This window comes from Erythrobacter sp. AP23 (assembly GCF_001542855.1).
Lineage (GTDB): Bacteria > Pseudomonadota > Alphaproteobacteria > Sphingomonadales > Sphingomonadaceae > Qipengyuania.
Window position 1 is genome coordinate 158,055 of record NZ_LNBY01000020.1, and the last position, 17,606, is coordinate 175,660.

The 17,606-nt window shown below is 62.8% G+C and carries 17 protein-coding genes, 1 tRNA gene and 2 pseudogenes; 9 read left to right on the forward strand and 11 right to left on the reverse strand.

Going from position 1 to position 17,606, the window contains the following annotated elements:
• Positions 1 to 87 precede the first annotated feature (87 nt).
• Complete coding sequence (locus ASS64_RS16010; RefSeq protein WP_083508430.1) at positions 88 to 666, forward strand: CHAP domain-containing protein; 579 nt, start codon at positions 88 to 90, stop codon at positions 664 to 666.
• Here ASS64_RS16010 and ASS64_RS16015 read toward each other — a convergent pair whose 3' ends face one another.
• Entirely contained in the window at positions 667 to 951 is a 285-nt protein-coding gene (locus ASS64_RS16015) for a DUF3297 family protein (RefSeq protein ID WP_067696721.1), read from the reverse strand. It abuts the gene before it with no gap.
• Between the two features lie 164 nt (positions 952 to 1,115).
• Between ASS64_RS16015 and ASS64_RS16020 the strand changes: the two genes are divergently transcribed.
• Positions 1,116 to 1,200, forward strand: a tRNA-Leu gene (locus tag ASS64_RS16020).
• Positions 1,201 to 1,263: 63 nt separating this feature from the next.
• Positions 1,264 to 2,829 (forward strand): trigger factor, encoded by a 1,566-nt coding sequence (gene tig / locus ASS64_RS16025; RefSeq protein WP_067696723.1) that lies wholly within the window; start codon positions 1,264 to 1,266, stop codon positions 2,827 to 2,829.
• A 68-nt stretch (positions 2,830 to 2,897) separates the two neighbouring features.
• On the opposite strand, the gene ASS64_RS16030 is transcribed toward tig, so the two are convergent.
• Both ASS64_RS16030 and ASS64_RS16035 read right to left on the reverse strand, forming a co-directional pair.
• Positions 2,898 to 4,265, reverse strand: coding sequence for a sodium:proton antiporter (locus ASS64_RS16030; RefSeq protein ID WP_067696725.1), 1,368 nt, complete (start codon positions 4,263 to 4,265; stop codon positions 2,898 to 2,900).
• A gap of 54 nt (positions 4,266 to 4,319) precedes the next feature.
• On the reverse strand, positions 4,320 to 6,413 hold the full coding sequence (locus ASS64_RS16035) for a TonB-dependent siderophore receptor (protein WP_067696728.1): 2,094 nt from the start codon (positions 6,411 to 6,413) through the stop codon (positions 4,320 to 4,322).
• A gap of 264 nt (positions 6,414 to 6,677) precedes the next feature.
• Between ASS64_RS16035 and ASS64_RS16040 the strand changes: the two genes are divergently transcribed.
• Both ASS64_RS16040 and clpX read left to right on the forward strand, forming a co-directional pair.
• Entirely contained in the window at positions 6,678 to 7,373 is a 696-nt protein-coding gene (locus tag ASS64_RS16040; protein WP_067696732.1) for an ATP-dependent Clp protease proteolytic subunit, read from the forward strand.
• Positions 7,374 to 7,560: 187 nt separating this feature from the next.
• The gene (gene clpX / locus ASS64_RS16045) at positions 7,561 to 8,832 is read left to right on the forward strand and encodes an ATP-dependent Clp protease ATP-binding subunit ClpX (protein WP_067696735.1); all 1,272 of its coding nucleotides are present in this window, start codon (positions 7,561 to 7,563) and stop codon (positions 8,830 to 8,832) included.
• Positions 8,833 to 9,009: 177 nt separating this feature from the next.
• Here the strand turns inward: clpX and ASS64_RS16050 are convergent, their stop codons facing one another.
• The 5 genes and pseudogenes from ASS64_RS16050 to mtgA form a co-directional block, all read right to left on the reverse strand.
• Complete coding sequence (locus ASS64_RS16050; RefSeq protein WP_067696738.1) at positions 9,010 to 9,579, reverse strand: fasciclin domain-containing protein; 570 nt, start codon at positions 9,577 to 9,579, stop codon at positions 9,010 to 9,012.
• Between the two features lie 93 nt (positions 9,580 to 9,672).
• Complete coding sequence (locus tag ASS64_RS16055; protein ID WP_067696741.1) at positions 9,673 to 10,392, reverse strand: anti-sigma factor domain-containing protein; 720 nt, start codon at positions 10,390 to 10,392, stop codon at positions 9,673 to 9,675.
• Complete coding sequence (locus tag ASS64_RS16060) at positions 10,389 to 10,958, reverse strand: sigma-70 family RNA polymerase sigma factor (RefSeq protein ID WP_067696744.1); 570 nt, start codon at positions 10,956 to 10,958, stop codon at positions 10,389 to 10,391. The genes ASS64_RS16055 and ASS64_RS16060 overlap by 4 nt, the downstream gene beginning before the upstream one ends.
• On the reverse strand, positions 10,958 to 11,869 hold the full coding sequence (locus tag ASS64_RS16065) for a cation diffusion facilitator family transporter (protein WP_067696748.1): 912 nt from the start codon (positions 11,867 to 11,869) through the stop codon (positions 10,958 to 10,960). Before ASS64_RS16065 ends, ASS64_RS16060 begins: the two co-directional genes overlap by 1 nt.
• 5 nt (positions 11,870 to 11,874) lie before the next feature.
• Positions 11,875 to 12,544, reverse strand: a pseudogene (gene mtgA / locus ASS64_RS16070) (monofunctional biosynthetic peptidoglycan transglycosylase).
• A 110-nt stretch (positions 12,545 to 12,654) separates the two neighbouring features.
• Between mtgA and ASS64_RS16075 the strand changes: the two are divergent.
• A complete protein-coding gene (locus ASS64_RS16075; protein WP_067696750.1) occupies positions 12,655 to 13,374 on the forward strand; it encodes a hypothetical protein in 720 nt (239 codons plus the stop codon).
• Between the two features lie 4 nt (positions 13,375 to 13,378).
• On the opposite strand, the gene rpoH is transcribed toward ASS64_RS16075, so the two are convergent.
• The 3 genes and pseudogenes from rpoH to ASS64_RS17030 all read right to left on the reverse strand — a co-directional run.
• Positions 13,379 to 14,284, reverse strand: coding sequence for an RNA polymerase sigma factor RpoH (rpoH, locus tag ASS64_RS16080; protein ID WP_198147747.1), 906 nt, complete (start codon positions 14,282 to 14,284; stop codon positions 13,379 to 13,381).
• Between the two features lie 122 nt (positions 14,285 to 14,406).
• Positions 14,407 to 15,333, reverse strand: a complete 927-nt coding sequence (locus ASS64_RS16085; protein WP_234002429.1) for an RluA family pseudouridine synthase — start codon at positions 15,331 to 15,333, stop codon at positions 14,407 to 14,409.
• Positions 15,334 to 15,483: 150 nt separating this feature from the next.
• A pseudogene (locus ASS64_RS17030) lies at positions 15,484 to 15,645 on the reverse strand (GIY-YIG nuclease family protein); the annotation flags it as partial.
• A gap of 50 nt (positions 15,646 to 15,695) precedes the next feature.
• Between ASS64_RS17030 and ASS64_RS16090 the strand changes: the two are divergent.
• The 3 genes from ASS64_RS16090 to ASS64_RS16100 all read left to right on the forward strand — a co-directional run bounded on the left by ASS64_RS16090 (position 15,696) and on the right by ASS64_RS16100 (position 17,529).
• The gene (locus ASS64_RS16090) at positions 15,696 to 16,088 is read left to right on the forward strand and encodes a M67 family metallopeptidase (protein WP_067696753.1); all 393 of its coding nucleotides are present in this window, start codon (positions 15,696 to 15,698) and stop codon (positions 16,086 to 16,088) included.
• Between the two features lie 35 nt (positions 16,089 to 16,123).
• A complete protein-coding gene (locus tag ASS64_RS16095; RefSeq protein WP_067696755.1) occupies positions 16,124 to 16,783 on the forward strand; it encodes a histidine phosphotransferase family protein in 660 nt (219 codons plus the stop codon).
• A gap of 95 nt (positions 16,784 to 16,878) precedes the next feature.
• Complete coding sequence (locus tag ASS64_RS16100) at positions 16,879 to 17,529, forward strand: N-acetylmuramoyl-L-alanine amidase (protein ID WP_067696863.1); 651 nt, start codon at positions 16,879 to 16,881, stop codon at positions 17,527 to 17,529.
• Positions 17,530 to 17,606 lie beyond the last annotated feature (77 nt).

Genomic DNA, 17,606 nt, shown 5'->3' on the forward strand with positions numbered 1-17,606 from the left:
TTGCAAGCGGCAGCGCCATCAGGGTTAATTCGCGTTAACCGTAACCCGCAGGGTCGCGGCAAGGACAAGCGGCATAATCGTGCCGCCATGAGGAAGAATCTTGCCGCTTTCGCCCTGCTCGCTTGCGCCTCACCCGCGCTTGCAGAAGACTTCGATGGTTTTGCCGATCGGAATGCGGAGCTGGAAGCCTATCTGCAATGTGTACCCTATGCCCGCGAGGTGTCGGGAATCCAGATCTACGGCGATGCACACACGTGGTGGGAACAGGCCCAGGGGCGCTATGCAACCGGTACCACGCCGCGTCCCGGCGCGGTGATGGCCTTCCGTCCGCATCGCAGCATGCAACTGGGCCATGTCGCCGCGGTCAGCCGGGTGCTCGATTCGCGCCGCGTGCTGCTCGACCACGCCAATTGGTCGCCGATCAACGGGCGCCGCGGGCAGATCGAGAAGGATGTGCTGGCTATCGACGTGTCTCAGGCAAACGATTGGAGCGAGGTGCGGGTCTGGTATGCCCCCCTGGGCAAGGTCGGCACCACCGCCTGGCCGGTCGAAGGCTTTATCTATTCGGATCGCAATGCGCAGTCGCGCGCGCAATACGCCATGGCTCCCGCCCGCAAGCAGACATCGAAGCGCTTCCTCAGCGCCTTTGCTGCCTACGCCGAGTAATCATTCCGCCTTGGCGACGGGCGGATCGTCGCCCAGGTCCTCGAACCAGGCCTCGACCGGGCCGCTGAGCTTGAGCGTCAGCGGATTGCCGTGGCGATCGACGGTCTTGCCAGCCTGAACGCGCACCCAGCCTTCGGAAATCGAATATTCCTCGATGTCGGTGCGCTGCCTGCCCTTGAAGCGGATGCCCACGCCGCGCTGGAGTACCTCCATCTGGAAATGCTCGCTCTTCGGATTGACCGAAAGGCGGTCGGGCGGGGTCTGGCTCTTCGTTTCGTCGCTCATGGCGCGCGCCCCTAATCCGCGGCGCGGCGCCTCGCAAGAGCAATTGGACGAGAGGTGCGCCCGCCGCGCTTGCGCAATGCCTCGCTCTCTACTAGAGGCACGCGCCTACACGCGAAGGGTCGGGTGAGAACCTTGGCGCCTTTCGCGCAGCTTCGTTCGGGTTTGCGGGCGTGGCGGAACTGGTAGACGCGCTGGTTTTAGGTACCAGTATCGAAAGATGTGGGGGTTCGAGTCCCTTCGCCCGCACCAGTGCCGCCGCAGCGCGATACCCCATCGCACATGTCGCATTTGGAAAGTCACGAGTTTCAACCCATGCAAATCAAAGAGACCGCCAACGAGGGCCTCAAGCGCGCCTACACCGTCACGATTCCGGCCAAGGAAATCGACGAGCGGGTCAACAGCGAAGTCAAGAAGATCGCCCCGCAGGTGAAGATGCCCGGCTTCCGCCCGGGCAAGGTGCCCGCCAATCTCGTGCGCAAGATGCATGGCGAGCAGCTGCACGCGCAGACGGTCAACGACATGATCCGCGAATCGGTCGACAAGGTGATGGCGGAAAACAAGCTGCGCCCGGCGATGCAGCCCAAGGTCGAGCTCGACGAAGGCTATGAGGAAGGCAAGGATGCCTCGCTCACGGTCGAAGTCGAAGTGCTGCCGGACATCGAAGCGCCCGATACCGATGGCCTCGAGCTCGAGCGGCTGACCGTTCCGGTCACCGACGAGCAGGTCGCCGAAGCGGTCGAGCGTATCGCGTCGAACAACAAGAGCTACAAGGACGCCGCGAAGACGAAGAAAGCGGCCGATGGCGACCAGCTGATCATCGATTTCGTCGGCCGCGTCGACGGCACCGAGTTCGAAGGTGGGAAGGCCGAGAACACCCCGCTGGTAATCGGCTCGGGCCAGTTCATTCCCGGCTTCGAGGAACAGCTCACCGGCGCGAAGACTGGCGACACGAAGACCATCACGGTCACCTTCCCCGAGGATTATCCGGCCGAAAACCTCAAGGGCAAGGAAGCCGAATTCGATGTCACCGTTCAGCAGGTGAAGGTCCCGTCCGAGACCGAAATCGACGACGAGTTCGCCAAGAACCTCGGCCTCGACAGTCTCGACAAGCTCAAGGAACTGCTGCGCGGACAGCTAGAGCAGGAGACCTCGGGTCTCACCCGCACGCAGATGAAGCGCCAGCTGCTCGACACGCTCGCCGCCGGTCACGACTTTGCCGTCCCGCAGGGCATGGTCGATGCCGAATTCGACCAGATCTGGGCGCAGCTGCAGCAGGAAGCCGCGCAGTCCGACGATGCCGAAGCCATGCTCAAGGAAATGGAAGACGAGAAGGACGACTATCGCAAGATCGCCGAACGTCGCGTCCGCCTCGGCCTGCTGCTGTCGGAGATCGGCCAGAAGAACGGCGTCGAGGTCAATGCCAACGAGATGAACATGCTCATCCAGCAGGCGGCCCAGCAATATCGCGCCGAAGACCGCGAACGGTTCGTCCAGTACGTCCAGTCGGAACCGATGGCCGCCGCACAGCTGCGCGCGCCGCTCTATGAAGACAAGGTCGTCGACTTCCTCTTCGACAAGGCCGAAATCACCGACCGCGAAGTGACGCGCGAGGAACTCGAAGCCGCGATCGAGGCGGAAGAAAGCACGGACGAGAAGCCGAAGAAGAAGGCGCCTGCCAAGAAAGCTCCGGCGAAGAAGAAGGCGGATTCGAAGAAGGCGGACGACAAGCCGGCCGCGAAGAAGGCCCCGGCCAAGAAGGCTGCCGCCAAGAAACCGGCGGCTAAAAAGGCCGACGCCAAGGCTCCGGCCAAGAAGCCTGCTGCGAAAAAGGCTCCTGCCAAGAAGCCAGCGGCCAAGAAGACCGACGCCAAGAAGTGAATCCTATCGATTAGGACGCGCGAGGGGCGGCGGACTGCGGTCGGCCGCCCCTTGTCGTTGGGGCAGGGCTATTCGGGCTTGGCGGGCCGTTCCACCTCGAGCTCAGGGCCGTCGGGAGAGAGCGAGGCCATACTTGTATCCTGCCCGGCATGGACATGCGCGCGGCGGTCTTCGACATGGCGGATGAAGGGGCCGGACACCACGCCATGGACCAGGATCGACACGAGGATCGCGAAGCTGACGGTCGCCCATAGCAGGTCGATCTGCGCGAAATCCGCATGGTTCTGGCCATAGGCGAGATAGTAGATCGACCCCATTCCGCGCACGCCGAGGAAAGCAACCGCCAGCTTGCCGACCATCGGCAGGTCGCAGTTCAACTCCGCAAGCAATCCCGAAATCGGCCGAATCACGAAAACCAGCGCCAAACCGACCAAAGCGGCAGGCCAGGTAAGCGCTGCGAGCACGCCGCTCGCCAGCATCGCCCCAAAGCCGAAAAGCACCGCGACCAGCACGATCTGCTCGATCTGGTCGATGAAATGATGGCTGATCTTGTGATACCGACTGCGGTTCTCGCGCTGGCGAGCGGTGACCGCACCGACAAATACCGCCAGGAATCCGTAGCCCTCGACGAGTTCGGCCAGCCCATAGGCGAGAAGCAGCGTGCCGAGCACGATCAGGCCCTCACTGGTCGAATAGATCGGTTGGCCGTGATCTTCGCTCGCCTCGCCGTCATCCTTCATAGGCGGGTCGGCAACGCGTTCGAAGACGTACCAGGCGCCGATCCTGCCCACTGCCCAGCCAACCGCGCAACCCGCGACGATCCGCCAGCCGAGGTCCATGGCAGCCCATTCCAGCGTCCAGCCACCCAGGGCCGTCATGCCCACAGCGGCAATCGCAAGGTAGGTGAAGGGAAAGGCCAGCCCGTCATTGAGCCCGGCCTCGACCGTCAGGCTGAAGCGCACATCATGCCGCTGGTCTTCCCCCGGTGGACCCACCTGCACACTGCGCGCCAGCACCGGATCGGTCGGGGCGAGCGCCGCGCCCAGGAGCATCGCGCTTGCCGGGGCCAGCCCCAGCGCCCACCAGCCGAGCAGCGCCACCGCGGTGATCGTCAGCGGCATGGCGATGACCAGCAGCGGCCAGATCTGGCGCCAGTTGGCCCAGCTCACCGGCCGGTCGATCGCGATGCCTGCGGCCATCAGCGAGGCGATGACGATGAACTCGGTAGCATATTCGAGCGTGATCGCATCGAAACCGTCCACCGTCGGATTGAAATGCGGCAGGCCCAGCGGCAGCGACCAGGTGACGAAACCAGCCGCGACATAGAGGATCGGCAGCGACAGCCAATACCGCGCGAGCCAGCGTTCGAGCGTGACGGCGAGTGTCAGTCCGATGCCGAAGATGACGAACAATAGGATGCGTGGATCGAATTCCAAGGACCTCTCCCTTGCCCCGCTCAACGCGCAGGACGCGGGGGAGGTCCGAAGGGGCTAGAAATCTCCGCTGATCGTGAGCCGGAAGATCGGGCCGATGCGGCGATCCTGGTATTCCTGGAACAGGATTTCGCTGTCGGGACGCGGGCCGTCATAGACGGTGCGGCGGAAGAAATTGCGTGCGCCGAGCAGGTTGTTGGCGCGTGCCTGAATAGTGAAACCGAACACGTCCTTGTGCTCGACAAACAGCGATCCCCACACCGGCCCCTCCCAATCGCGACCTTCCTCGAATCGGCGCGAGTAGGGGGCGTTGTCGAAGTGCTCGAGGCTGCCACCCCATGCCCAGTCGGTCGACGGAATATCGTGCCGGAAGTCGATTTCGAAGCTGCCCTCCTGATCGAAGGAGAACGGTCGGTCGAGACCGGTAAAGGGGTCGGTCACGCTCATCCAGCGCTTGACCGTTTCGATGTCGAGTCGGGCGCCTCCAAACCCGATCGGGTCGAGATTGATCGTGGCATTGGCTTGCAGGTGAAGACGGTCGGCATCGCCGATATTGCCGCGTGCTTCGCCGCCGCTGGCGAGGGGGAACCAGTCGATGAAATCCTCGAACCAGGCCTGGCGCGCCTGCAACTGAATCGAACCCCAGGGGCCCAGTGTCTTGTTGGCTTCGATTTCGACATTCCAGCTCTGGTAGGGGACGAGCTCGTTGTTGCCGCCATTCGCGTTCTCATTGTTGAGGTTCACGCTGGCGAGAAAGTCGCCGAAGGACAGCTGGCTAACGCGGCGGGCCACAGTGACCGAGACATCGAAATCATCCGAGGGCTTCCAGGTCGCCGCGAACGACCCCTTGGGCCGCTTGAAGCTGCGGGTATTGGCGGCCGCACCGGTCTGCTCGATCTTGGAGAACTCCATTGCCCCGATCAGTTGGACCGAAAGCGTGTTCGAAAGCCCGCGCGAGAAGCTGAGGCTGGTTTCGTAGCGATCCTCGGTCACGCCGCCGGTGCCTTGCGGGAAGGCTAGCTCCACGAAGTCGCCGCCGGGAGCCAGTTCGAACAGCTTCGAGGCGCGGTTGAGGCGGTTGAAGGCCGCTTCGCCCGACAGTTGCCAATCGGCATCCCACAGGTTCCAATTGTACTCCAGCCGTCCGATCCTCTCACCCGCTTCATTGACCTGTTCGAAGCGGAAGCCTTTCGACTGGCTGCCGTCGGAGAAGCTGTCGACCACGCTGGACACGAAATTGTCGCGTTCGAACCGTTCGAGGCCGATGAGCTTGAGAGTGCCCGGACCGAAGGGGAACTGGATATCGGCGCCGATCTCGTATTCGGGGCCGTCTTCCTCTCGACGCGCATCGCGGGTGCGGATGGGCCCGCTGACCGGCGTCGCGATCTCGGGTTCACGGCGCACGAAGTAGTCCTCGCGATAGCTGAGGTTGAGGTTTGCGAGCACGCCGCCGCCAAAGTCGTAGGCAAAGATGGTGGCGAGCTTGGGATCGTCGAACTTGCCCGAAAACTTGGTGTCCTGCGATTCGATCAGAGCTCCGTCGGCATCGGTGATGATGACGGGACCATCGGCGCCGAAGCGGTTGTTCCTGTTGGTCAGCGAGACCGTGTAGTCGAGCGCGCCGCTGCTTCCGGTGAGCGAGATTTCGCCACCATAAAGCTGGGCCTCGGTGTTGTGCGGACGAAACCCGGTGGTCCAGCGAAACTGCCCCGACGGACCGTTGCTGGTATAGACCACATTGGCGACCTGACCGGTGAGGCCGGGAATGCCGGTGGCATTGCCGTCGAGGATCTCGACGCGAATGATGTCCGCAGCGGGAATGCGACGTAGCTGATCGCGCACGCTTTCCGATTTGCTCGACAGCCGCTCGCCATTGACGATCACGTTCTGCGTCGCCTGGCCAAGGCCGCGCTGACCCTGGTCGTTCCCGCCGCTGATCGAAAAGCCGGGAATGCGACTAACCATGTCGAACGCGTTGCGCGGCGCGAACTGGGCGAAGTAGGCGGGTTCGAACACCTGTGCGCCCTCGGTCGCTGCGGAGAGCTGGCTCGCACTTGACCCACTCTCGTCGCCCTGCGCATGGGCGGGAGCTACCGCGCCCGCAACAAGTGCCACACACGAAGCGGCATAGGCAAGAGAGCGTAAGTTCATGTTATTTATATCTTTCGTTGTTTTCGTGCCATTCCGTTTACGGTTGTAGCCGATAAGGCCAATCCTGCTTCGACCGATGACGTTTGTCATCCGACAAACGGATTCCGGGTCGGGACGGACGACGTGCTGGTCCCGATAGAACGCGAATTCGGTCCGATCCCGGGTGCTTGCGACATATCCTCCGCTTTCCAAGGTTAAGCCCCTTGAACATCCGGGAATGCATGGCGACATAGGCGGCCAATTGACCCGACAAGAGGACTATTCATGATCGACCTGTTCGGCAGCGACGCCCACGGCGCCCAGGGCCAGTTCACCACCGACCCCGAAACCGGCGCGCTCGTCCCGGTCGTCGTGGAACAGACCAGCCGCGGCGAACGCAGCTTCGACATATTCAGCCGCCTGCTGCGCGAACGCATCGTGTTCGTCACCGGCCAGGTGGAAGACGGTATGGCGTCGCTCATCACGGCGCAGCTGCTCTTCCTCGAGAGCGAGAACCCCTCCAAGCCGATCAGCATGTACATCAATTCGCCTGGCGGCGTGGTGACGGCCGGCATGGCGATCCACGATACGATGCAATACATCAAGCCGCGCGTCTCGACCGTGTGCATGGGGCAGGCGGCTTCGATGGGCTCGTTCCTGCTCGCGGCGGGTGAACCAGGTATGCGCATCGCATTGCCCAACGCGCGCATAATGGTCCACCAGCCATCGGGCGGTGCGCGCGGCATGGCTTCGGACATCGAAATTCAGGCGCGCGAGATCCTGCGGATCAAGAAGCGCATGAACGATCTCTACGTGAAATACACCGGCCAGAACCTGGAAGAGATCGAGAAGGCGATGGATCGCGACACCTTCCTCGAGGCCGACGAGGCCATGAAGTTCGGCATCGTCGACAAAGTCTTCGAGACCCGTCCCGAATCCGAAGGCGGCGAGGCCGACGGATCGGGCGGCGCGCCGGAATAGATCGGCACAGGGTTCCGCCTCGGGAGCTGTTCCCCAGCGGGACTGTTGCAAGAATGTCGTAGGAATTGGGCAACCTTGCCGCTTCAGCTTGTTGCAAGGAGCCCGTGTTATCTAGGATATTGACCCATACCCCGTGGCCCCTACAGTTGGTAATCTGCCGACGGCGACGCGGGAAAGACGTTAGGATATGACCAAGTTGAGCGGTACCGACAGCAAATCGACCCTGTATTGCAGCTTCTGCGGCAAGTCGCAGCACGAGGTGAGGAAGCTCATCGCGGGCCCGACCGTGTTCATCTGCGATGAATGCGTCGAGCTGTGCAACGACATCATCCGCGAGGAGACCAAGGCGGGGCTGACCGGCAAGAAGGAAGGCGACGTACCCTCGCCCGCCGAAATCTGTGCCACGCTGGCCGATTATGTGATCGGACAGGATCGCGCCAAGCGCGTCCTCTCGGTTGCGGTGCACAACCATTACAAGCGGCTCAAGCATGGCGCGAAGGCTGGCGACGTCGAACTGGCCAAGTCGAACATCCTGCTCGTCGGCCCGACCGGTTCGGGCAAGACGCTGCTCGCCCAGACGCTGGCGCGCACATTCGACGTGCCCTTCACAATGGCCGATGCCACCACGCTGACTGAAGCGGGCTATGTCGGTGAAGATGTCGAGAACATCATCCTCAAACTGCTTCAGTCGTCGGACTACAATGTCGAGAAGGCGCAGCACGGGATCGTCTATATCGACGAGATCGACAAGATCACCCGCAAGGCCGAAAACCCATCGATCACCCGCGACGTGTCGGGCGAGGGCGTGCAGCAAGCGCTCTTGAAGCTGATGGAAGGCACGACAGCTTCCGTTCCGCCGCAGGGCGGACGCAAGCATCCGCAGCAGGAATTCCTGCAGGTCGACACGACCAATATCCTGTTCATCTGCGGCGGTGCCTTTGCCGGCCTCGACAAGATCATCGCCGATCGCCTGCAGAAGCGCTCGATCGGCTTCGGCGCGCATGTTGCCGACCCGGACAAGCGCCGCGTGGGCGAACTGCTTGAAAAGAGCGAGCCGGAAGACCTGCTCAAGTTCGGCCTGATCCCCGAATTCGTCGGCCGCCTGCCGGTCATCGCCACGCTTCACGATCTCGACGTCGATGCGCTGGTGACTATCCTCCAGGAACCGAAAAATGCGATCGTCAAGCAGTATCACAAATTGTTCGAGCTTGAGGATGTCGAGCTGACTTTCACTGACGACGCGCTGAAGGAAATCGCCGAGAAGGCCATCAAGCGCAAGACCGGGGCCCGTGGCCTGCGTTCGATCGTCGAGGCGATCCTGCTCGATACGATGTTCGACCTGCCCGATATGGAGGGCGTATCCGAGATCGTGATCGACAAGGATGTGGTCGACGGCAAGAAGGAGCCGATCCAGGTCCATGGTGGCAAAAAGGCCGAGGACAAGGAAGAGGCGGCCTGACACTGCGCCGCAACGCAAGATAAGCACTCAAGCGCGCCGCGTGATTATCGGTCACGCGGCGCGTTTCGAATCCGGACCAAGCGAAATCCCCGCCCGGCCTCTGGTGAGCGCCGGGCGGGGACGGTACGAGTGCCGAGCCGCGATGGGGTGGCCCGGTCGGCACCCGCGGGGAACAATCTATCCCGGAAGAAACACGCCATCCGTCACATGGATGATGCCGTTCGACACCTTGACGTCGGCAGTCGCCACGACTGTCGTGCGGCCAGCCGCGTCGGTAACTGCAATCGTGTCGCCGAAACGCGAAGCGGTCAGGTCCTCGCCCGCGACGGTTTCAATCGTCACGGCCCCGCCATGCCGTTCGATCAGCCCGACCAGATCGGCTGCGGTCACGCTGCCCGGGACGACGTGATAGGTCAGGATATTGCGCAAAGCGTCGCGGTTGTCCGGTTGCAGCAGGGTGTCGACCGTCCCGGCCGGCAGTTTTCCGAAGGCGTCGTCGGTGGGCGCGAATACGGTAAAGGGGCCGGGCGAGGCCAGCGTGTCGACAAGACCGGCGGCCTTGACTGCGGCGACCAGCGTCTCGTGCACGCCGGTACCCATCGCGGCTTCCACGATATTGGGCTGGCTCTTCTCGGCCTTCTTGCCATGATCATGCGCCAAGGCGGGGGCACCGGCGGCGAGCGCGAAAGTCCCGAGAGTGGCGGCCGAAGCGAGGGCCGCGGCTTTGAGCTTGCTGGAAAACGTCATTCGTAACTCTCCTTTGCACAAGGCCCCGTCCTGCCTGTGCATCGAGTTACGAGGGCTCCTGTCCGCCGGATGCAGAGCGGCCGCGAAAAAACGTCAAATAGTGGTGAAGCGTGCCTCAGCTACGACCGGTCCAGCATCCACGCCTTCCGGCTTTCCGCCGAGCGGCTCGCGGGTCAGTACCAGCTGCGAACCGTTCTCCAGCGCGCGCGCGACGTCTTCGGGCACGGTGTGCGCGACGACCTTGCCCGGGGTCACGATGCCGAGCGAGACGAGATCGCCTTCCTCGGGCACGAACCAGATTTCGTGGTCGTGGACGCCATCGGCAGTCAGCCCGACCGCTCCGACCAGCAGGCTGTCTTTCTCGGGCAGATAAGTGAAATCGAGGCTGAGCGGCGTGCCTTCGATCGGCATATTGGCTGCAAGGAGCGGGGCATCGCTGCCCGGTGCCGTCGCGATGTCAGGGGCAGGCTCGCCCGGCCCCGTGAGCTGCGGCAGGGCAAGGAAGGCCAACGCAACTGCCGCCGCGGCGCTCAGTCCGCCCGCCCATTGCCAGCGGCGCAGGCTACGGCGGAGCGATACGACGTCTGCGCTGCCATCGTCGCTGGCCAGTTCTGCCTCGATGCGCTGCCACACTTCCTCGCGCGGCATGCGCGGGTGGATGGCATCGGCGAGCGGGGCGAGGCGTTCCTGCCAGCGTGCGACCTCCTCGGCGAATGCAGGATCGCGGACCTCGCGTGCGCGCGCGGCCAGCAGGTCCTCGCCCTCGAGCAGGCCGAGCGCATATTCTGCAGCGAGGGTTTCGTCCGACGTCATTCGCCCGCCTCCATGCAGGTCTTGAGCTTGGCGAGGCCGCGGCGGATCCAGCTTTTCATCGTGCCCAGCGGGACGTCCATGCGCTCGGCAAGTTCGGCATAGGTCCGGCCTTCGAAAAAGGCCGTGCGGATCGCGCCGCGCGGGGTTTCGTCGAGCGTTTCGAGGCAGGTGTGGACGCGCGCCTCGCGCTCTGCGTCGATCATCATGGTGTCCGCGAGCGGCGTTTCGTCGGCTATCGGTGCAGCCTCGTCCTCGGGCACTGCCCCGCGGCGCACCTTGCCCGTGCGCAGCCTGTCGATCGCGCGGTTGCGCGCGAACGTCGCCAGCCACGATATCGGGCTCGCGCGGTCCGCGTCATAGCGGTCGGCGCGGCGCCAGAGGGTGAGATAGACGTCCTGCAATGCGTCCTCGGCTTCTTTTTCGTCGCCCAAGATACGGTAGCAGATGCCGAATAGTTTCGCCGAGGTGGCGCGGTAAACCTCTTCCAGAGCGTCGCGATCGCCGCCCGCCAGCCGGACCATGGCTGCCTTGAGTTTTTCGCGTGCTTGCTTGCTTGCCGGTTGCATCAGCACCCCGCTGCGCAGGCCGCGCGGCTGGTTTCGATCTGCACGGTGGGATGGCCGATGCGGTGGTGCCGCTCAAGCCCTTCGGCAAGTTCCCGCAGGAAGGCATCTCCGGGATGCCCGCCCGGCATCACCAGATGCGCCGTCAGCGCGGTTTCGGTGGTGCTCATCGGCCAGATATGCAGGTCGTGAACCGCCTCGACGCCCGGCAGCCCCGCCAGATAGGCCCGCACCCTGGCTTCCGAAACGCCCTTGGGCACGCCGAGCATACTCATCGCCACGCTGTCCTTGAGCAGGCCCCAAGTGCCCCAGGCGATCACCAGCACGATGGCCAGGCTGACTGCAGGGTCGATCCACTGCTCGCCGCTCCAGATGATCGCGAGGCCGGCCAAGACCACGCCGAGACTGACCAGCGCATCGGCTGCCATATGCAGGAAGGCGCCGCGAATATTGATATCGTGCTGGCCGCGCATGAACAGCGCTGCGGTGCCGGCATTGATTAGTATACCGATCCCGGCGACCACGACCATCGTTTCGCCCTGAACGGGGGCGGGTTCGGCGATCCGATGAAGCGTTTCGAAGAGGATCGCGCCGATCGCGACCAGCAGCAGGCCGGCATTGGCGAGCGCTGCCAGTATGGTCGAACTCTTGTAGCCATAGGTGAACCGCTCTGACGGTGGCCGTCTGGCGGCGACGCTTGCGGCCCATGCCAACAGCAGCGCGAGGACGTCGGACAGGTTGTGACCGGCATCGGCGATCAGCGCCATGGAACCCGAAATCCAGCCGTAGACCGCCTCGACGATCACGAAGCCTGTATTGAGGACGATCCCGATCAGGAATGCGTTGCCGAAGTCCGCCGGGGCATGGCCATGGCCGTGCCCGTGATCGTGCGAATGGCTGTGACCCGATCCCATAAAAGCTACTGATATACGCAGGAATCGAGCCCGTCACGGGCAACCGAGCCGATCCGCGCCGAAATGGTGTTGCCGTGGCGCGCGAGCCAGCCGCGCGGGTTCTTGACCGAGCGTTCTTTCGGCAAAGGCAGCGCCGCCGCCATCCGGGCTGCCTGCAGCGGAGTGAGCGAAGCAGCGGAGGAACCGAAATAGCGCCGCGCCCCGGCTTCCACGCCATAGGTGCCGATGCCCGTCTCGGCCACGTTGAGATAGACTTCCATGATCCGGCGCTTGCCCCAGATCTGTTCGATCAGCACGGTGAACCAGGCTTCGAAGCCTTTGCGGACATAACCGCCGCCCTGCCACAGGAAGACATTCTTCGCGGTCTGCTGGCTGATCGTCGAGCCGCCGCGAATGCGCCCACCGCGGGCGTTGCTCTCGATCGCCCCCGTTGATTGCCTCGCGGTCGAACCCGTCATGCAGGCAGAACTTTCCGTCCTCCGCCGCGATCACGGCACGGACCATATTGCGGTCGATATTGTTGAGGCTGGTCCAGTCCTTGGTGATGCCGTTGGCGTCCATCAGCATGGTCGCAGTGACCGGTACGGGAACGAATCGAAACAGCAGCACCAGCAGGAGGCTGAGGCCGACGAAGCCGATCAGGGCCTTGAACAGAAAGCGGACCAGCCAGCGCATGCCAGCGCGTCTAGCGGTGCCATGGCCTCCGCGCAATCTGCCAGCTTGCCGCGCATGGCTGGGCATGCCTACCATTGACTTGGGCCAAGAGTGGCCGCGAGGGTGGGACTATGCGCAAGATCGTATTCGGGCTGGCGGCTCTGCTCTTGCTATCCGCAGTTCCGGCCGTGGGTGGCGAGGATGAGAAGGTATACGAGTGGGAGTACACTCTCATCCACTCGGACCTGCCCTTGTATGATTTCGAGTGTGAGGACTTTTGGCCTAGGGGCATGGTCGGCGAGGATATCATCGCTGGATGCGAAACGCGCGTCGCCTTTGGCGACTGGCAATTCACTCCAAATCCGGCAGATCAATTTCCCCACGATCCTGTCTGGTATCGCCTGTCGAACTACGGCGCCATCCATTGTGCGACCAACATTCGAACTGCTCCCAAACGCGACGAACTTGACGAGGGTCCCTTCTCCCGGGGATTCTTCGCCCGGATCGGAGAAGGTCGACGGGACGGCCGGACGTTCGAAATCTGGGTCCTCCAGCAGGGCATGATCCCGGGAAGCGAATACACCCTTCTTGCCCGGAATGGAGGTAAGGACGACCTTATCCGGTCCTTCAGAGTGCTCCAATCGCGTTGTCCGAAGTCCAATCTGCTGAAAGCGCGCAATTCGGATGTCTGGCAAACGAGGTCTTGCAAGATCAACGACCGTCGCCAGCTCTTACGCTTTGCCCGCCGAATGCTGCGCGAACCTGACTATGGGACTTTGGAACTGATAGAAGGCGTAGAAGAAGGGCCGGAAACCGAAGCTCCCGACCCTATCGATAATCCAAAGAACTGACTGGTCAGGCGACGCCCGGCAGCAGCCTTTCGCCGGCGATCGCCTTCATCGCCTTCTGCAGCTTCTCGAACGCGCGCACCTCGATCTGGCGGATGCGTTCGCGGCTGACGTCATAGACCTGGCTCAGCTCCTCCAGCGTCTGCGGATTCTCCGTCAGGCGACGCTCGGTGAGAATGTGCTTTTCGCGGTCGTTGAGGCTGTCCATCGCCTCGACCAGCATGTCGTGGCGCACTTCGGATTCCTGCGCATCGGCGACCAGCTCGTCCTGCAGCGGACCATCGTCCTTGAGCCAGTCCATCCATTCGCCCGAGCCTTCCTCGCCATTGCGCATCGGCACGTTCAGGGAACCGTCGCCACCCATCATCATCCGGCGGTTCATATTGACCACTTCCTGCTCGGGCACGCCGAGGTCGGTTGCGATCTTGTTCACATCGTCGGGATGGAGATCGGTATCCTCGTAGGCGTCGAGGTTCTTCTTCATCCGGCGCAGGTTGAAGAACAGCTTCTTCTGCGCAGCGGTGGTGCCCATCTTCACGAGGCTCCACGAACGCAGGATATATTCCTGAATGCTCGCCTTGATCCACCACATCGCATAAGTGGCGAGGCGGAAGCCGCGATCGGCCTCGAACTTCTTAACGCCCTGCATCAGGCCGACATTGCCTTCGGAAATGAGGTCGGACACCGGCAGGCCGTAGCCGCGGTATCCCATGGCGATCTTGGCCACCAACCGCAGGTGCGAGGTGACGAGCTGCGCGGCAGCTTCAGGATCGTCATGTTCCTCGTAGCGCTTGGCGAGCATATATTCCTGCTCTTGCGTCAGCACGGGGAATTTCTTGATTTCGGAAAGATAGCGGTTGAGGCTCTGCTCACCGCCGAGCGCCGGAACGCTCAAAGTTTTGGTATTGCTCACTTGTACCCTGACCTTTCTTGCGTCGACCTCGGTTGGCGGACCCCTGCTGGGCATCCGTCTTTCGGGCCACCATGGTTACTTATAGCGAACGCAGCCCAAATTGCACACGCGTTTCGTCGATTTCAACGAGCGGTTTGGTCGATGAGTTCCCGCATATCGGCAGGCAGTTCGGCGCGGAAATCCAGGCTTTCACCGCTGATAGGATGACTAAATCCGAGACGTGCGGCGTGGAGCGCCTGACGCCGGAAATCGAGCTCGTCGAGAAGGGCCCTGAGGGCCTTGGGAGTGCGTCCATAGACAGGGTCTCCCAATAGCGCATGACCGATTGACGCACAGTGAACGCGGACCTGATGCGTGCGCCCGGTTTCGAGCCGGCATTCGACCAGCGCGGCATGATTCAGGCGGCGCACGGTTTCGTAATGCGTTACCGCATGCTTCCCGCGCGACGAATCGTCGGGCAGCACCGCCATCTTCTTGCGGTCGCGGTCCGACCGCCCGATGCGGCTCGAAATCGTGCCTGAAGGCGGGTTGGGGTGTCCTGCACACACTGCGAGGTAACGACGAATGATCGAGTGATCGGCAAACTGCCTCGCCAAGCCTTCGTGCGCGGCATCCGACTTGGCGACGACCAGCAGGCCGGAGGTGTCCTTGTCGATCCGGTGGACGATCCCCGGACGCGCCACGCCGTTGATGCCCGAGAGCTGTCCCTTGCAGTGATGGAGCAGCGCATTGACGAGCGTACCGTCGGGATTGCCCGCAGCCGGGTGCACCACCATTCCGGCGGGCTTGTCGACCACGATCAGGTGCTCGTCTTCGAACACGACGTCGAGCGGGATATCCTGCGGCTCGGCGGCAAGCGGCTCGGGAGCAGGCAGGGCAATGGAGAAGGCGGTTCCGGTCTCGACCTTCGCCGACCCGCTTATGGCTGAGGTCCCACCGATCTCGACTGCACCTTCCGCGATCAGCCCCTTCACCCGCTCGCGCGAGAGCCCGCTCGCCTCGGCCAATGCCTTGTCGAGGCGACCCGAGCTGAGGAGCGTTCCTTCCAAGACTTTCGTTTGCCCTGAGCTTGTCGAAGGGCCGTCCTTCTTTTTCGCCAAGCTCGAAATCCTTTCCCAATCTCCGCGGATGAGAGCCATCTTTTTGGCGCGCGACCAGCCCTTGATCCGTCGTTCCGCTTCCAAGGCTTCATCACGGGTCGGAAACTCCTCCGACCAGACCAATTCCACCGGTAAGCGCTGACTTGTGAAACCTGGCAACGTACCAACTTGATGTTGCGCCAGCCGGAATTCGAGATCGTCAGTATGCCCGGTGTAGTAGGCACCGCCACGACAATGTAACATATAGGCCCAGAACGGCATCGGTCGCGCCTAAGTGAAGTGCGGCCCTTCGACAAGCTCAGGGCGAACGGGTGGTTGGCTTGGATTTAGAATTGGAAGCGGCGCTCTTGACCGCAGCCGAGCAAGCGTTCCCGCGTGAGTGCTGCGGCATGCTGCTGGGCGAGGGCTCGACCATCACCGCCATCCAGCCAGCGCGCAATGTCCATCCCGAACCGTCCCGCCATTTCGAGATCGACCCGCAAGTGCTGATCGACGCGCATCGCTCCGCTCGCAACGGTGGCGCTCAGGTGCTCGGCTATTACCACTCGCACCCCAACGGCCTCGCCGAGCCATCGGTCACCGATCGCGCGATGGCGGCACCCGACGGGGCGATCTGGGCGATTATCGCGGCAGGGCGAATCACCTTTTGGCGTTCGGGGGATGCAGGGTTCGAGGCGCTTCCCTATGTAACGCGCCCTCGCTAAGACGCTTACCGCATAATTCACCACTCGGGACCCCAATGGACGACCGCCAATCGATCGATCTTGCCGCGATGCTGTGCTCGCGCCTGTGCCATGACATGCTCAGCCCCGTCGGTGCGCTGTCCAATGGGCTCGAGCTGCTGGCGGTGGAAACCGATCCGGAAATGCGCACGAATGTGATGCAACTGCTCGAGCAGAGCGCGCATATCAGCACCAATAAGCTCAAGTTCTTCCGGCTCGCCTTCGGTGCGGCGGGCGGTTTCGGCGAACGTGTCGAGGTGGCCGAACCGCAGGCATTGATCGAGGCGCTTGTCGCCGACAAGCCGAACATCTCGATAAACTGGGCACTGGCCGAGCCGACGCTCGGCAAGCCTGCGGTCAAGGTACTGCTCAACTTCGCGCAGATCGCCATCGACGCGCTGGTGCGCGGCGGCACGCTCGATATCGGGGCGGAAGTGCGCGACGGGTCCTGCGAAATCGTGGTCCGTGCGGCGGGGCCGAAAATCGCCTTCGACGAGACCATCGGCAAGGCACTCGACGGCACGCTCGATCGCAGCGACCTGACCAGTCGCACGGCGGCGGCGCATATGATCAACCTGCTTGCCACCGAGAGCGGCGGCGGGCTGCAGTTCCACAAGGGGGCGGATGCGCTGGTGCTGGGCGCGGTCTTGCCGCAAGGCGAAGGGCTGATCGGTTGAGCTCGGATTTCGGCAAGCTTGGCCAAGGCCTGCCCGTAAGCGAGGACGAACTCGTCGACCGCGAGGTCCTCTCACCCAATCACGACGAACGTTCGATGCCCATCGAAATGGTGGTGATCCACTATACCGAGATGGAGGACAAAGGCTTCGCCATCGAAAGGCTGTGCGATCCGGAGGCCAAGGTTTCGGCGCATTATCTGATCGGCGAACAAGGAGAGGTCGTGCGGCTGGTACCGGAGGAAAAGCGTGCCTGGCATGCCGGCGTGTCCTATTGGCGCGGGCACAAGGACGTGAATTCGGCGAGCATCGGGATCGAGCTCGACCACCCGGGCCATAAATATGGTTATCGCGAGTTCAACGATGCGCAGTTCGAGGCGCTCGTGCCGCTGCTGGCGCGAATAGTGAAACGCTACGATATCCCGCGAACCAATGTCGTGGGCCATTCCGACGTCGCGCCGGCACGAAAGATCGACCCGGGCGAGCTTTTCCCCTGGGACCGGCTGGCCGAGTATGGCCTCTGCCTCCCACGCCCCCAGAAGCTCGAGCGGGGCGACCCATTCGACAATGATGCGAGTTTCTATCTCGCGCTGGAGCGATTCGGCTACGATATCACCGACGGGCACAAGGCGGTCGAAGCCTTCCAGCGCCGCTGGCGCCCGGAAAAGATCAATGGCGAGATCGACGGCGAGGTGCGCGCGATCCTGTTCCAGCTCTTGCTCGACCGTGACCGGGGCAACGCGCGTTAGGCACGCATATCGCCGCGAATCAGCGCTGAAACAGCTAATCGATGCCGAGATTCGCATGGCCTGAATGCGGAGCGGTC